Here is a 14,594-nt window from a genome sequence, read left to right as displayed (position 1 = left end):
CTCTGGTCGGTTGGCTCGTAAGCGTGGCCTGACGGCCCTCTTGACGGAAGCGCGGTAGCTCAGATGTCTAGCACGTGGCGCAGCAGCCCAAAGCCCACGCGCCACTTGGTGCCGTCGCCCGGATCGATGCTGGCGGTGCGCTCGTTGATGCGCACGATGGTGCCCACCACGGTGTTGAGGTACTTGTCCTCGAAGGCGACCTTCTCGCCGCAGCGGAAGTCGTTGCGCGTCGGTCGAGGTGCCGCGGGCGCTGGTGCGGCGTCGGCTTGCCGCGCTGCCGCGTTGGGCGCCGGCGGCTCGATGGCCGCATAGGGCAGCTTCCACTCGCGGCGCTCGCGCAGGTCTTGCAGCGTGACCTGGGTGTCGCGCAGGGCCACGACCTTGCCTTCACGCAGGCTGCCATCGCGCCAGTCGAGGAAGCGCACGGTTTGGCCCAGGTGCATGTCCTTGCGGACCGCGATGATGCGTCGTGGGTCGGCCAGCAGCCGCTCGATCAGCGTGCTGAGCTGGAACAGCTCCAGGCTGCTGGCCTGGTGAAGGACATCAAGCAGGCGTGGATCGATGCTCGGCCCGCTCATGCCGCCGCGCGCACTTCTGCGCCGGTGCGCGGGCTGTCGATGTTCCAGGGCAGCAACTCGTCGATGCGGTTCACCGGGTGGTCGGCGATGCGCTGCAGCACCTCGCGCAGATAGGCCTCGGGGTCGATTCCGTTGAGCTTGGCGGTCTCAATCAGGCTGTACATCGACGCCGCCCGCTCGCCACCTGCGTTCGAACCCATGAACAGGTAGTTGCCGCGCCCGAGCGCCACACCGCGCAGCGCACGCTCGGCCGCCGAGTTGTCGATCTCGATGCGACCGTCGTCCACGTAGCGCGTCAACGCCCTCCAGCGTGCCAGGCTGTAGCGGGCCGCCTTGGCCAACTCCGACTTCGTCGACACCTGAGTCAGCATCCCCTGCAGCCAGCGATGGAACGTCTCGAGCAGGGGGCCGGCCCGCGCCTGCCGCTGCTGGCGTCGTACCTCCGGGGCATGACCTCGGAGGTCAGCCTCCACCGCGTAGAGTGCCTGGATGTGGCGCAGCGCCTGCGCCGCAAGGCCCGTGTCGTCACGGCACTGCTCATACAGATCCCACCACGGTCGCCGCGCGTGAGCCCAGCAGGCCGCTTCGACCACGTGGCCGCCGTCATAGAGGGCATTCCAGCCGCCGTAGGCATCGGCCTGCAGGATGCCGCGGAAGTCGCGCAGGTGGCGCTGCGGGTGTTCGCCCTTGCGGTCGGCCGAGTAGCGGAACCAGACGGCCGGCGGCGCGCTGTCGCCCGCGGGCCGGTCGTCGCGCACATAAACCCACAGCCTGCCGGTGCGTGTCTTGCCTTCGCCAGGCGCCAGCACCTTGACCGGCGTGTCGTCGGCGTGCACCTTGGCCGCGTGCAGCACGTGCCGGCCCAGCGCGGCAACGAGGGGATCGAACAAGGTGTGGACCTGATCCACCCAACCAGCCATCGTGCTGGGGTCGATCTCGACGCCTTCGCGAGCGTAGACACGGCTCTGGCGGTGCAAGGGGGAGTGATCGCAGAACTTGGAGACCATCACATGGGCCAGCAGCGCCGGGCCGGCGAGGCCTCGCGCGATCGGCCGGCTCGGTGCACAGGCCTGGAAGATGGCCTCGCACTGCGTGCACGCCAACTTGGGCCTCACGGTGCGGATGACCTTGAAGCGCGCCGGCACGTACTCCAGGTACTCCGAGACGTCGGCGCCAATGCTGCGCAGCCGGCCACCGCAGGCGGTGCAGCCACAGGACTGGCCCGCGACGTCGTGATGCGCCGGGCTGGTGGCGGGGCGAACTTCGCGCTGTTCGCGAGGCAGGTGGTCTGGCAGGCTGCGGTCGATGCTGCCCGCGTTGGCGGCTGGCACCGTGGTCTTGCGCACCGGGAGCTGCTCCAGCGCGATCGGCTCGATGAGGCTGGCCTGGAGATCGAAGCGTTCGCTGGAGACTCCGAACTCCGCGCGCGCGCGTCGCGCCAGTTGCAGCTTGAGCTTGTCGACCATCAGCTTGAGCCGTTGCACCTCGTTGGCGCTGGCGCGCAGTTGCTGCTTGAGCAGTTGCGCGTCGTCGGGCAGTTGGCTGATCGGGTCGATGTCCTGCGGCACGAATCTCAGTGTGCAACGGACTCAGCGTGTTGGCATCGGGATCACTCCCGAGAAGGCATCGGCTATGCAGCCAGTTGAGGTGAGCTCGTGCGCATCGGCATGCGCCAATCGATGCCTTCGAGCAGCATCGACAGTTGTGCGGCGCTCAGGGCCACGCGGCCATCGACGGCCTGGGGCCAGACGAAGCGGCCGCGCTCCAGGCGCTTGGCCAGCAGCATCAAGCCCTGGCCGTCGAACCACAGCACCTTGACGATGTCGCCGCGCCGACCGCGGAAGACGAACACGTGGCCGTCGAAGGGGTTCTCGGCCAGCGCCGTCTGGACCACGGCGGCCAGGCCGTCGAAGCCCTTGCGCATGTCGGTGTGGCCCGCCACGAGCCACACCCGCGTGTTTGCCGGCAGGCCAATCATGCGCGCAGCATGCCCAGCAGGCGCAGCTGTGCTGAGTCCACTTGGCCTTGCACGCGAAGGATGGCTCCGCTGATCTCAATCTCGAGCGTCCCGGTGGCGCGCGACACCGACTCGGGCGGCGCTTGGGTAGTTGCGGCCTCGGACACGATCGTCACCGGCAGCAACACAGGTGCGCCGGACTGCCAGTGCCCCAGCTTCATCCAGTGCCGCAACTGATTGGCATTGACGCCGTGCCGCAACGCCAGTGCAGCCACCGATACGCCAGGCTTGTTGGCCTGTTCGACCAGCCAAGCCTTGAACGCCGAGGTGTACAGCCGTTTGCCATTGCGCATGACCCGCTCGACCATCGGGCCTGACCACTCAGGGGTGTGTCCATTGTTCTGCATATGGACACATGCTGGCCTGGCCCCATTACGGCTTCAAGAGGGCCTTGAGGCCACGCTTACGTTGGCTCGGGTCGTCAGCGTTCCCCAGAAGCGGCGCTATGGGCCGAAAATCGCTTGGGAGACTACATACAGCGGCGTCAACTGGATGGTCGCAGTCTCTGGCGAATTTTCACCTGCCATCCGTGCAAGCGCCTTGCAGGAGGACGGAACAATGAAGTTCATTGCCTACCCTTGGCACGCTTACGCGTTTGTCCAGGATGCTGCAGAGATGATCCGTTCGCCGCAGCGATAGCTCGGCTGCGGGTCTAAGGCGTCGTTACGTCTTCCCATTCACAAGTCACAAACGCGTGAATGAATCTTGCGGACGTGAATGACGCATAGTGCTGCCATTCGTCTCCCTTGCCTTTCGCAAAATCACAGATTGACTTTGCGCATAGGAACATAGGTGGAGGATCGATCGTGTCGGTACATGCACGATGGATGGCGTGGGCCTCCATTTCTAGGCCAGAAAGCTTTCTCCATTGGCTCAGGGCTTTCTTTACCGTCTGCATCGTGTTCTGAACGGTAGGAACGGAGAATAGTGGACCGGTGTGTAGGCTAAGAGAAGATGCTGGCGTGTTTGCGGGCCACGCAGATTTGATGTCGTCCAGCTTGAAGCGAGTTCGCTGCCACTCCTTCAGCCGGCCGAGAAGACGAGGGTGGACAGATAGAGGCTTCGGACTGGGGTGGATATCTGTGGAATGACCTGAGTCAACCGACTTTCCGTCGCCGAGGTCAAACGTGTGCTCAGGTGCGATGACGTCTCCAAACCCTTGTTTTCCACGTCGCGTACCAGCAGCAATGCCCGCCATAGCCACCATCTTTGGCTGAAACTGCATGATCATCTTGGCGGCCAAGACGCCAGACGCGGTGAGTCCCATTTGGTTCGGTGCTGCAAGGACGACCTTGAGACGTGTGCCCTTGTTGGTTACCCACTCCGCCGTGTGATACGTCTGCGGATCCCCCTTGATTCTGAGCACAGATGAAGTGGCGGCCAGGTCAAGAACTGACTCAAGTTCAGGCGCATGCAGTGCACAGATCACCACCAGGTCCGCAGACAGAGCGGATCTGGAGCCGCTAGGACCTTCCAACTTCGAAGTCAGGGAACTACTGCGCCGTTCGACATCCGAAAAAAGCGTCTCTAGGTTGATCGGAACCTCGGCTGCAAAGGCTGAGTACAAGGTCTTGCCGAGGAGTTCATAGAGATAGCGCTTTTCAGGGACTGGGGTCTTTATTGCCTTGATGTCAGCTAAGACGCCGTCAAACTTTGCTACTACGAGGCGTAAGTAGTCAGGGAGAACGCCCTTGTTCTTGTAGTAGATCCAACGGAGATGGTCGCCCTCCGCAATGAACACGACACCTGCGGGTCCTTGACCTAAGAGCTCCGCTACAACATAACCATTCTCAGTAGCCTCCCCAATCTTCAGGATGTTTTTCCCCATCCATCTCTCCCCCTGCCATGGTGCGAATGAGCCTAGCGGAAAGCGGTTCGGTGTGATGCTAGTACTGCTACTCAGATCGTGTTCGAAGTCGGGCGATACGGCGAGCTCAGGTTCGGCTTGAGGGCGTGATGTGGAATGACTCCATCTCCGGCAGGTCAACCAGCTCGCTGGCAATCTTGCTGATTGCTTCCGCCCTCGGCGAGTTGAGCGCAAGGATCATGCACTGGAGCTCGAAACGCCCGTGCTTGTAGCCAATCATGATGCTCTCGCCGGGGATGCGCAGCCCGCGTGTCTCTAGGTAGCGCTGGACGGCCTCCGCTCGAGGCTTGTAGCCCTCCCGGAAGACGAACGTGCCGGATATTGAGGTTCTCGACGGAAGCTTGCGCTCAAGACGCGGGACCAGCTCTGTAGCGGCGACAAAGATGGCTGTCAGCCCGAACGCTGGCAGGTAGAAGCCTACGCCTACGAGGATGCCAATGGCCGCAGAGCCCCAGATTGACGCTGCGGTGGTCAGCCCTCGAACGTTCAACCCTGTCTGGACGATGATCCCGGCGCCGAGGAAGCCGATGCCCGTCATGATGGCGTTGGTCACGCGTGTCGGGTCGCCAGCGTCGGTGTGCTGGCCTCCGCCGCCGTACCAGAGCTCAGGGTGTCCCGCTAGGAGGTTGATGGCTGCGGCCGTCGCGCAAACGATGCAGTAGACCTGGCTGCCGGCGGCCCTTCCGCTGAAGAATCGCTCGTAGCCGATGACCCACCCGAGCAGCATCGCGATGCTCATGTCCAGGAGCATGCCCAGCCACGGGCCCAACCAGGCCGTCACCATCCCCATCATCGTCCCCGGTAAAGTTCAGTTCTTCAGGCCTTCGACCATTGCCGCGAACTCGGGCGACTGGCGAAGCCGTCGTCGGCCGTGCTCACGCAGCAGCGCGATGTCTTCCGGCGAGAGCGCAAGATTGGTCGGGATGCTGCGCAGCTTCTCGGTCAGGAGTGGATCTCCCGGCGCTTCCAGCGAAACCTCGATGAGGTGGAACTGGATGTCCTTCTCAAACGGCGCAGCATCGCCACGTGCCTGAGCCTCGCGGACCTCGTCTCGCCAGGCTTGCTGCATGGAGCGCATCTGGTTCAGTGCGATGTCTGAGTTGCGGTTGATGGGAATGTCGGCCAGCGCCAAGGCCGTCCGAAGGGGGCCTGGTACGTGGGGGCTGGCGTCTTCCGGTGTTCTCGCGCTGGTTTCAGCGTTGACCACGATGAAGATGACTCGCCTCACGCGGTGATAGCCAGCGAAACGAGCTCCGTGGATGATCCCGCCGAACTGCCCGATGTAGTCAGTGGGGCCGCGCGCACCGACGTTGTCCGCCAGGCCACCGTCGATGAGATGGATGAACGGTCGACGTAGTCCGCTGTCGTCATGCTCGCGGTAGGCTTCCAGCTCGACCAGGCGCCTACTGGTGCGCTGGGTGAGCTGTGCGGCCGTGTGGAGTTGTGGCTCGCCGCACCCCTTGTCTGCGGCCTTGCTGGAGTAGTTCCACAGCGTGACCGGGCTCAGAACGAGCGGGACAGCGCTCGACGCCGCGACTGCTCGGGCCAAGTGGACCCCGCCTAGGTCGCTGCAGAGGAAGTCAAACTGTTCTTGGACGAACTCGAACCGTGCGCCGGTAACCATGTCCGACGCGTAGATGACGGCGAAGGGCTTCTTTGGGGATCTGGCCAGGTCCTCAAACGTAGCGCCGTGGAAGAGCCGGTCGTCGAGGAATCGCTCCAGGGCGTCCGTGCGGCCGAAGTTTCTGGATGAGAGCCGCCACAAGTTCGATGGCTTCATCAAGCCGTGAACGAAGTCGGACTGGGGTGACCCCTGCAGCAGCGCTTCCTCGAACCGCGCGAGGCCTTCCTCGCCTCCCATGGCCAGAGCAGCCGTCAGCATGCTTCCCCCGGAAAGGCCCATGACGATGTCGATCTGGTCGAAGAGGCGCTCCTCGACACCCTCCCACTTGATGCGGGTGTCTCGAAGTTCGTCCAGCACGCCAAGCCCAAGCGTGGCTGCACGGAGACCGCCTCCAGAGAAGGAGACGTGCAACATCAGGCTGTCGTCCGGATTCAGAGCAACGAAGCGCTGCAGCCGGTAGCCGCTGCGGCCATCGACCTTCTTGAGTTCCGGGTTGACGGCGTAGTGGGCGGTTGAGCACCCGGTCAGCGCAAGGGCAGCGGCGAGCGCCCACGCCAAGGGCCTCATGGCGGGGAAGCGGACCAGCCTCCGCCCAGTGAGCGATAGATGGCAACTTCGTTCTGCAGCAGCCCCGACTGAAGCTGCAGCAGGCCTTGCTCAACAGCGAACAAGGAGCGCTGCGCCAGCAGCTCGTCAAGGTACGACGAGTAGCCCTCTTGATGGCGCCGAATGGCGATGCGCAGAGACTCCGCTACCGCCGCCCGTTGGGATTCAGCTTGCTCAAGCTGTTCCTTCTGACGTACGTGGCCTTCTAGTTGTGTCTCGACTTCGGACCAAGCGCCGAGCACGGCTCGTTCGTAGCCGATGAGTGCTTGGTCTCGGCGAGCAGAACTGGCTTCCGTCAGTGCACGGATGCGGCCGCCATTGAAGATTGGCGCCAGGATGCTCCCGCCGATGCTCCATATGGTGAACGGATCGCCACGGAGGACGCTGGCACCAGTCCGGCCAAGACTCGCGTTGAGACGCAGCGAAGGTAGCCACTGGGTCCGGGCTGCTGCAAGCTGGGCGTCGCTGGCCGCCAACTGCCACTCAGCGACCGCGAGGTCAGGGCGCCGGCGGAGCAGCTCAGATGGAAGTCCGGTGTCCGGCACGCCGCGGGCTCGCAGGTCGGCCAGCTTTCCTCGCGGGATAGGCCCAGCGGGGCGCCCCAGCAGCAGGTTCATCGCCGCTTCCTGGCGTTCTAAAGCACGGGCGATCTGGGGCAACGATTGCGCAGTCCCGTGCAGCTCGGCTTCGGCCTGGGCCAATTCCAACGCGTTGGCATGCCCCCTCTCGCGGCGTTGCCTCGTCAACTCGAGCGTTCGCTCGCGAGATGCCAGTGTTCGGCGAGCAAGGTCTTGCTGGGCATCCAGCTCCAGCAGGCCAATGTATGTTTGCGCCACGCTGGCAGCAACGCCGAGGGCGGTGGCATCCCGCGCCGCACGAACAGCCTCTTCGCCGGCGTCTGCAGCTTCGCTCAAGGAGTTGATACGCCCCCAGAGGTCAACCTCATAGGACGCTTGGAATAGCTCCTGATGCCCGGTTGAGAGGTACGGCTTGAGCGTGACGTCACTGATGCTCCTCGAGCGCACAGCCCCTGCGCCGAAGTCCAAGGTCGGCCAGAAGCTGGCACGCTGTGCCGCGGCCATCGCGTGCGCCTCGGCCAACCGCGCTGCCGCCTGGCGAAGGTCGTGGTTGTTCGCGAGGGCGTCCTCGACCAGCCGGGTGAGGAACGGGTCTCCGAAGCCTTCCCACCAGGAGGCCTGAACAGCCGTTGAGCCAGCGGCGTGTCGCCATTCGGCCGGCGGTTTAAGGGCTGTTATGGGCGGTGTCGCAGGCTTGTGGGCGCACCCTGCGAGGACGAGCCCCGCCAAGAGGCTGGCAGTTCCGTAGCGCATCACTTCTTCGCCCGCGTGTCGACCTCGGCGACCACCGACATGCCAGGACGCAGGTCATTGGCGCGAGGCTCATTTGCATCGACGACGATGCGAACCGGTAGGCGCTGGGGAATCTTCGTGAAGTTGCCGGTGGCGTTGTCGGCTCGAATGACGCTGAACTCCGACCCCATGGCGGGAGACAGGCGCTCAACATGGCCTTTGAGCTCGGCGTTACCCAAGCCGTCCACGCGGAGCAGGGCGGGCTGCCCCGGAACCATGTTGGCAGCCTGTGCCTCCTTGAAGTTGGCTACCACCCAGACCTGGTCAGGCACTAGTGCCACCAACTGGGTGCCGGGCGTCACGTATTGCCCGAGCTTCACCCCGACCTCGCCCACGTGGCCCGCGCGCGGTGCCTTGATCTGGGTGTTCTCCAGGTCAATTTCCGCCAGCCGGACGGCTGCCTTTGCACCTTCGATTGCTGCCTCGATGGCCTTCTCGTTTACGTTGACCGCACGAAGTTCCTGCTGGGCAGCATTGATGGCGGCACGAGCTTGCTGGGCAACCGCATCGGCTTGACGTTGGGCTGCTTCCGCCTGGCGCAGGCCGCTCTCCGTTTGATCGTGCTCTCGCTGGGAAACTGAACCGTCCGTCACCAAAGCCTGGGAGCGCTTCTCGTCGGCTCTCGACCTGGCGAGCTGCGCTGACGCGTTGAATTGTTGGGCTTGGGCGCCGGCAAGCTGCGCCTGCGCATTGGTGATGCCTGCTTCACGGACGTGACGTGCCTGTACGACGTTGGCCAGGTTTGCCTTCTGGGTAGCCAACGTCGCTTCAGCCTGCGCAAGCCTAGCCTTGTAGTTCCTGTCATCCAAGCGAACGAGGACCTGACCAGCCTTCACCTCTGCGAAGTCTTGGATGAACACCTCCATGACGTATCCATCCACCTTCGGCGCGATGACGGTCACGCTGCCACGAACGTAGGCGTTCTCGGTGCTCTCCACCCCGTTGTTGAAGGGTGGAAGGCGCCAGGCGTAGAGGGCGAGGAGAACGCCCACCACCACAGCAATGAGGACGAAGAAGTTCGTACGGTTCAGGAAGCGAGCCATGAGGTAGTTCTCGTTGGAATCAGCTGGCCGCCAGCGCGCGCTGCTTGCGGATGCCACGCCAGGCCAGCACCGAGAGCCATACAAGCATCAAGGTGGCCAGCCCAGCCGTTTGGATGAAGACGTCGTTGTAGGCAAGCACAAAAGACTCGCGGGTGACCTGCTGATTCAGAAGCGTCAAGCCTTGGCGTCCGCGTGCCGCGGGATCTCCAATCCATCTGGCAACGGAGCCAGTGAGCTGGGCGATCCGTTGCGCAACCATGGGGTCGCCTATGGCGAGGTGCTGCGCCAGCGCAGAGAAATGCAACGTCTGTCGCTCAGCGACCAGGGTGTTGATCCACGCTGTGCCCATCAGGCTGCCGAGATACTGTGCCCCGCTGAAGGCGGCCAAGAAGCTGACGATCTGGCGACCACCGTCCTGCATGACTGGGCCGAACCCGAGCAAGAGCGCCGCAGCGAAGAAGAGGGCGAGTGCCAGCGCCAGGAAGGTCTGGGTGAGGTAGAACTGCTCGGGCCGGCTCACCGACGTCGCATCGCTGTCAGCCCATGACACAGCGAGGACCAGGGCGATGGCAAGGACGCTCAGCAGGTGCATGCCTTGCTTGGCTGCGATGACGATGGCCAGGAGGAAGCCGAAAAGCATTCCCCCGCTGGCCAGCGCGAACAGCGTCCTCATCTGCTCGTTGGATTGCCCGAGGACTGTCATCAGACCCACCACGCCAACGGTCTGCTCCGAGAGCACCATTCGGAATAGGAGCACTGCGGCGATGAACCTGAGCATGTAGGGCGTCGTGAGCCACCGCAGGTCCAAGAGGGGCTGCGGCCGGTTCAAGTCGATCAACACATACAGGCCGATGCAGACGACAGCTGCAACCAGGCACATGCCTAGCCAGGGTGTATCCGTCCACCAGGCGAGCCGGCCTTGTGAAAGCACTACGCCAAGGAAGGCAAGACCAGCCGCATAGAGCGGGAAAGCTATAAGGTCACCGCGGTTGAACGCCGGCTTCGGTGCTTGTGGTGTCAAGGGCACCGCGTAGATGGCGGCCAGGCTGAAGACGCCAAGTACGACATCCAGCAGGAAGAGCCCGTGCCAGCGCCCGATTTCGAGCAGATCCGGCGCGACAACTCTGCTCAAAGGTCCAGGAAGCTGCAGGCTGGCAAACCCAAGTAGCAGCGCCACGGGCGCGAGCTTCATTGGCATCGCCTCCAGCATGTAGAGGATTGCCAGCGTGCTGAGGGGAGCCGCGGCCAGTCCAAGCGCTGCTCGCAGCGCTACGGCCGAGACCAACTCGTCAGCGAAGAGGTGGAGCCCGGCAACCGCGAGGAAGAGCCACAAGCCGAAGATGGCGAACGGTCTGAGCCCAATGTGCAGGCGCATCTTCGTCAGCAGCAACGTCGAGGACATTGCGGTTGCGAAGTACGCCGTGATCATCCAGCTGGCTTCAGCAGCAGTCGCCGCCAATGAGCCCTGGATGCTGCTTAAGTTGTTGCCTACCAGGTAGAGACCGAAGCCCTGGGTCATGCCAAGCAGTAGACCCGTACCGCCACGCGCAAGCCGCAGGGCGGGCGTGACGGGGGCTGGCGATGCCTGGGGCGGGGCGTTCATGAAGGCAGTGTTGGGGAGCACCGCCGACCCGGGTGACATCAATGCGGACAACAAATTGACATCCCCGGTCAAAGCCCTACCAACTTGGCCGCAGACATCAATTCACCGGCAATCGAGCTGTAACCTGTGCGCAGCCATCAGGGCAGGGAGCTTCTTGTGCGTCTGGATTCCGTTGCCGCCGAAGGACCGCAGGACCCAGGAGGCACGACCTGCCGTGGTATCACCGCCTTTCGGTTCGGGGCCTTTGTCCTTGACTGCGGAACTCGGCGCCTTCTTGAGGAAGGTCAGCCGATTCGCCTCGGAAGCCGAGCCATCGCCATCCTGCAGGTACTGCTCGAGCAGCCTGGAGAAGTGCTCTCGCGAAGGGAGCTGTTAGACCGAGTGTGGCCGCACACGGTGGTCGTAGATGCCAACCTGACGGTGCATATCGGTGCACTGAGGCAGGCACTTGGTGATGGTCGACCAGGTCGTCGCTTCATCGTCAACATCCAAGGCCGGGGATACAGCTTCGTTGCGCCGGTCGAAGTTGACCGGGGTGCCGCGCTGTTGGCGGTGCGGACGGAGGCGGTGCAGCACAACCTCCCGCTGCAGCTGACCCACCTTGTTGGCCGGAGCGCGTTGATTGCTGATCTTGCGGCGAGCGTCACTTCTCACCGGATGACATCGCTGATTGGCCCTGCCGGCATTGGGAAGACCCAGCTGTCGCTCAACGTCGCACATCAGATGCTGCCTCACTTCCCACACGGGGTCTGGGTGGTCGAGCTTGCGGCCGTCGAGGATCCCATGCTGGTGGCGAGCGCTCTCGCTGAGGTTCTTTGGCTCGGGGTTCGGTCGGACGACCCTGTGCCCGGATTGATTGCCGCTCTACAGCAGCGTCGCACACTCATCGTTCTCGATAACTGTGAACACCTTATCGACTCGATTGCCACCCTGGCCGATGCGTTGCTGAGGGGAACGACGGATGTCCACCTGCTCATCACCAGCCGCGAGACGCTGCGGATTCAGGGCGAGCAGATCAAGCGCATCGCGCCGCTGGAGATGCCGCCGGAGAACGGGCGGCCGAGTTCGAAGGAAGCGCTTGGCTTCTCTGCAGTCCAACTGTTTGTTGAGCGGGCGACTGCTGCGCTGCCCGACTTCGAGCTCAGTGATGCCGATGCACCATTTGCCTGTGCCATCTGCAGAAAGCTGGAAGGAATGCCGCTGGCAATCGAGCTGGCAGCTGCTCGCGTGGAGGCGCTCGGTGTTCGCACGCTCGCCGAGCGGCTGGATGACCGCCTCAAGCTGCTGACCGGAGGGCGGCGGAGTGCGTTGCCGCGGCACAAGACATTGACTGCCGCGCTGGAGTGGAGCTACCGACTGCTAGCTCCAGAGGAGCAGAAGGGGCTGCGGGGTCTCGCTGTCTTTGCCGGTGGCTTCACGTTAGAAGCTGCGCAAGAAGTGGCTGGCCTGGCTGCCGAGGAGGTCGTCAAACTCGTGGACAGGTCACTCGTCGTGGTGGAGGTCGGCGATTGCGATGCGCGGTTCCGTCTTCTCCAGACAACCCGAGCCTACACGCTGGACCGCCTGGAGGAGGCGGGCGAGACGGACAGCCAGAGTCGCAAGCATGCAGCGTTCTGGGGTGGCGAGCTCCAGCGGCACGGCGATGTGCCTGGAGGCCGGCTGCGAGAACTCTTCGTCGCCGATGTCGACAACATCCGTGCCGCGTTGCACTGGGCCTTCTCCGAGTCGGGTGACGATGCTCTGGCGGTGAAGCTGGCAGCCGGGTCCGCCCAGCTCTGGATCGAGCTGTCGCTGTTGGCCGAGGCGGGGCGATGGTCTCGTCGAGCGATTGCGTTCATGCAGCCCGGGCAGTTCCCAGCGGGCGAGATGCTCCTGCACAGCGCTTTGGGCCTGTCCCTGCTCTATACAGAAGGTGTCAGCGAGGAAGCTGCTGCCGCATTGCGTCGAGCACGCGAACTTTCCAATGGTGCCGGCGACTATGACTGGCAGCTGCAGGTTCTGGTGGCTCTGTCCTGGATCGCGCATCGCAAGGAAGACTACGACGGCTCACTTCAAATGGCTCATGAGGCCCGCGGCCTGGCGGATGCCAGCCAAGACCCAATCGCCTTTGCGACCGCAGACTGGCTCACCGGGGTCTCGCACTTCTTTCGGGCGAACTACAGGGACGCGCTGGCGTTCGCACAAAGCGCCTGTGACAGGCGGCTGCCTCCGGTTCGTCGTGCTCACATTGCCAGCTGGGAGATAGAGCACGCAACATCCGCCAGATGTTTGATGGCCAACACTCATTGGGCGCAGGGGCGCCTGGAGCAAGCGTGGCGCGCCGCGGATGACCGCATCGAACATGCGCTTGCCGAGGGGCATGCTGTCTCGCAGTGCATGTCGTTGACCTGGGCTGGCTGCGGGATCCCGCTGCGCCTAGGCAGGCTAGAACGGGCTGAACTCGCGATCTCGAAGCTGCAGCAGCTCGCGAAGGCGAACGGTCTGGCAAACATGTATGCCGCTGGACTGTGCTTCGAGGGTCAGTTGAGGGCCAGACTGGGCGAGTTGGAGCAGGGCATCGACCTTATGCAGGAGGGATTACTGAACCTGCGGCGCGGCGGGTCGCTGACTCACTACACAGCCTTTGTCAGCGAGTTCGCCCTGCTTCTTCTCGCTGCCGGCCGGGTTGGCGCTGCACTGGAACGTGCAGACGAGGCCGTCCAGCGTGCCGAGCGTCATGGCTCGGGCTGGTGGCAGCCTGAGACGATGCGCGTCAAGGCTGAGGTGCTGATTGCCATGCAACGCGATGAGGCAGCCTCAGAGCTCCTGCAGCGCTCGTTGGCTATGGCGCACGGTCAAGCTGCTCAATCTTGGGTGCTGCGCACATCACTCAGCCTAGCGAAGCTGCACTTGGCGCGCGGACGCGTCGAGGGGGCTCGTGAAGCTGTCCGAGGTGGCTTGTCCGGCTTCAGCGAAGGGCTGCAGTACGAGGAGCCAGCAGGGGCTCGCCAGTTCTTGGAGAGCATTGAATAGCTTCGAAGACGAGCAGAGCCGCTGGCTGAGCGGAGGCCGCTACGGTCAATTTGTTGGCCCATGAGACCCTAACGTCTCTGGGGGCTAACTCGAAGAATCGTTGCCAGATCAACGCCTGGAGAGGCACCGATGGGCAACAACGATTCCGGGGACATTCCGGCGCGCCGCGGCTTCTTGAAGCAGGTCGCTGGGGGTGCAGTGGCGAGCGGGGTAGCCATCGTCTCACCCATCCAATGCCGCGCCCAAGCGGATGACACCGCTATGGCGGCTACAGCTGGCGACGTAGCACCAGGGTACATCTGCTTCGGCCCGCGCGAGGCTGCCTTCGTGGAGACGCTGGTCAACACGATGTGTCCCGCCGACCAGTTCACGCCAGCTGGCGTCGACTGCGGGCTGGCGGTCTTCATCGACCGGCAGTTGGCTGGCGACTACGGTCGTGGGGCGCGCCGCTACATGAATGGTCCCTGGAAGCAGGGTAAGGCGGAGATGGGCTACCAGCTGCCGATGACGCCGCAGCGCTTCTTCTTTGCCGGCATCGAAGCTGTTGATGCAGCCTGCCAGAAGCAGTACGGCAAGGCATTCGACTCGCTCGCGCCTGCCGACGCTGAAGCAGTCCTGCAGGCGGTCTCGGCGGGAAAGCTGACCCACGAAGAGCTGCCGCTGGGCGCTTGGTTCAACGAGCTGGTCTACCCGCTGTTTACCCAGGCCTGCTTTGCCGACCCCATCTATGGCGGGAACGCGGGGAAGGTTTTCTGGAAGCTCGTCGGCTACCCAGGTCTGCCGGCGACGCACGCCATCGACGTCATCCAGTACCGCGGGAAGCCATTCCCCGGTGCGAAAGATCCCAAGTCCATCGCTGACTTCTCCTGAACAC

12 protein-coding genes are annotated in these 14,594 nt (G+C 63.6%); 2 read left to right on the top strand and 10 right to left on the bottom strand.

Annotated features, from left to right (window positions below):
- Positions 1 to 59 precede the first annotated feature (59 nt).
- The 10 genes from QM732_RS10415 to QM732_RS10370 form a co-directional block, all read right to left on the bottom strand.
- A complete protein-coding gene (locus QM732_RS10415) occupies positions 60 to 578 on the bottom strand; it encodes a hypothetical protein (protein ID WP_415654744.1) in 519 nt (172 codons plus the stop codon).
- Complete coding sequence (tnpC, locus tag QM732_RS10410; protein ID WP_415659365.1) at positions 575 to 2,134, bottom strand: IS66 family transposase; 1,560 nt, start codon at positions 2,132 to 2,134, stop codon at positions 575 to 577. Before tnpC ends, QM732_RS10415 begins: the two co-directional genes overlap by 4 nt.
- Positions 2,135 to 2,208: 74 nt before the next feature.
- Complete coding sequence (tnpB, locus tag QM732_RS10405) at positions 2,209 to 2,556, bottom strand: IS66 family insertion sequence element accessory protein TnpB (protein WP_415654746.1); 348 nt, start codon at positions 2,554 to 2,556, stop codon at positions 2,209 to 2,211.
- Positions 2,553 to 2,942: an IS66-like element accessory protein TnpA gene (tnpA, locus tag QM732_RS10400; protein ID WP_415656084.1), complete on the bottom strand. Its 390-nt coding sequence runs from the start codon at positions 2,940 to 2,942 to the stop codon at positions 2,553 to 2,555. The genes tnpB and tnpA overlap by 4 nt, the downstream gene beginning before the upstream one ends.
- 305 nt (positions 2,943 to 3,247) lie before the next feature.
- Positions 3,248 to 4,423: a hypothetical protein gene (locus QM732_RS10395; protein WP_415656083.1), complete on the bottom strand. Its 1,176-nt coding sequence runs from the start codon at positions 4,421 to 4,423 to the stop codon at positions 3,248 to 3,250.
- A gap of 106 nt (positions 4,424 to 4,529) precedes the next feature.
- Positions 4,530 to 5,201, bottom strand: coding sequence for an MgtC/SapB family protein (locus QM732_RS10390; protein ID WP_415656082.1), 672 nt, complete (start codon positions 5,199 to 5,201; stop codon positions 4,530 to 4,532).
- A 69-nt stretch (positions 5,202 to 5,270) separates the two neighbouring features.
- Entirely contained in the window at positions 5,271 to 6,653 is a 1,383-nt protein-coding gene (locus QM732_RS10385; protein ID WP_415656081.1) for a patatin-like phospholipase family protein, read from the bottom strand.
- On the bottom strand, positions 6,650 to 8,023 hold the full coding sequence (locus QM732_RS10380; RefSeq protein ID WP_415656080.1) for an efflux transporter outer membrane subunit: 1,374 nt from the start codon (positions 8,021 to 8,023) through the stop codon (positions 6,650 to 6,652). Before QM732_RS10380 ends, QM732_RS10385 begins: the two co-directional genes overlap by 4 nt.
- On the bottom strand, positions 8,023 to 9,105 hold the full coding sequence (locus tag QM732_RS10375) for an HlyD family secretion protein (RefSeq protein ID WP_415656079.1): 1,083 nt from the start codon (positions 9,103 to 9,105) through the stop codon (positions 8,023 to 8,025). Before QM732_RS10375 ends, QM732_RS10380 begins: the two co-directional genes overlap by 1 nt.
- A 19-nt stretch (positions 9,106 to 9,124) precedes the next feature.
- Positions 9,125 to 10,708 (bottom strand): hypothetical protein, encoded by a 1,584-nt coding sequence (locus QM732_RS10370; protein WP_415656078.1) that lies wholly within the window; start codon positions 10,706 to 10,708, stop codon positions 9,125 to 9,127.
- 156 nt (positions 10,709 to 10,864) lie between these two features.
- Between QM732_RS10370 and QM732_RS10365 the strand changes: the two genes are divergently transcribed.
- The gene (locus QM732_RS10365) at positions 10,865 to 13,720 is read left to right on the top strand and encodes an ATP-binding protein (protein ID WP_415656077.1); all 2,856 of its coding nucleotides are present in this window, start codon (positions 10,865 to 10,867) and stop codon (positions 13,718 to 13,720) included.
- Positions 13,721 to 13,849: 129 nt separating this feature from the next.
- A complete protein-coding gene (locus QM732_RS10360; RefSeq protein WP_415656076.1) occupies positions 13,850 to 14,590 on the top strand; it encodes a gluconate 2-dehydrogenase subunit 3 family protein in 741 nt (246 codons plus the stop codon).
- Positions 14,591 to 14,594: the final 4 nt, after the last annotated feature.

This window comes from Roseateles sp., assembly GCF_047654805.1.
In the GTDB taxonomy this organism is placed as follows: Bacteria; Pseudomonadota; Gammaproteobacteria; order Burkholderiales; family Burkholderiaceae_C; genus Pelomonas.
This window is presented reverse-complemented; position numbering and strand designations above follow the sequence as displayed.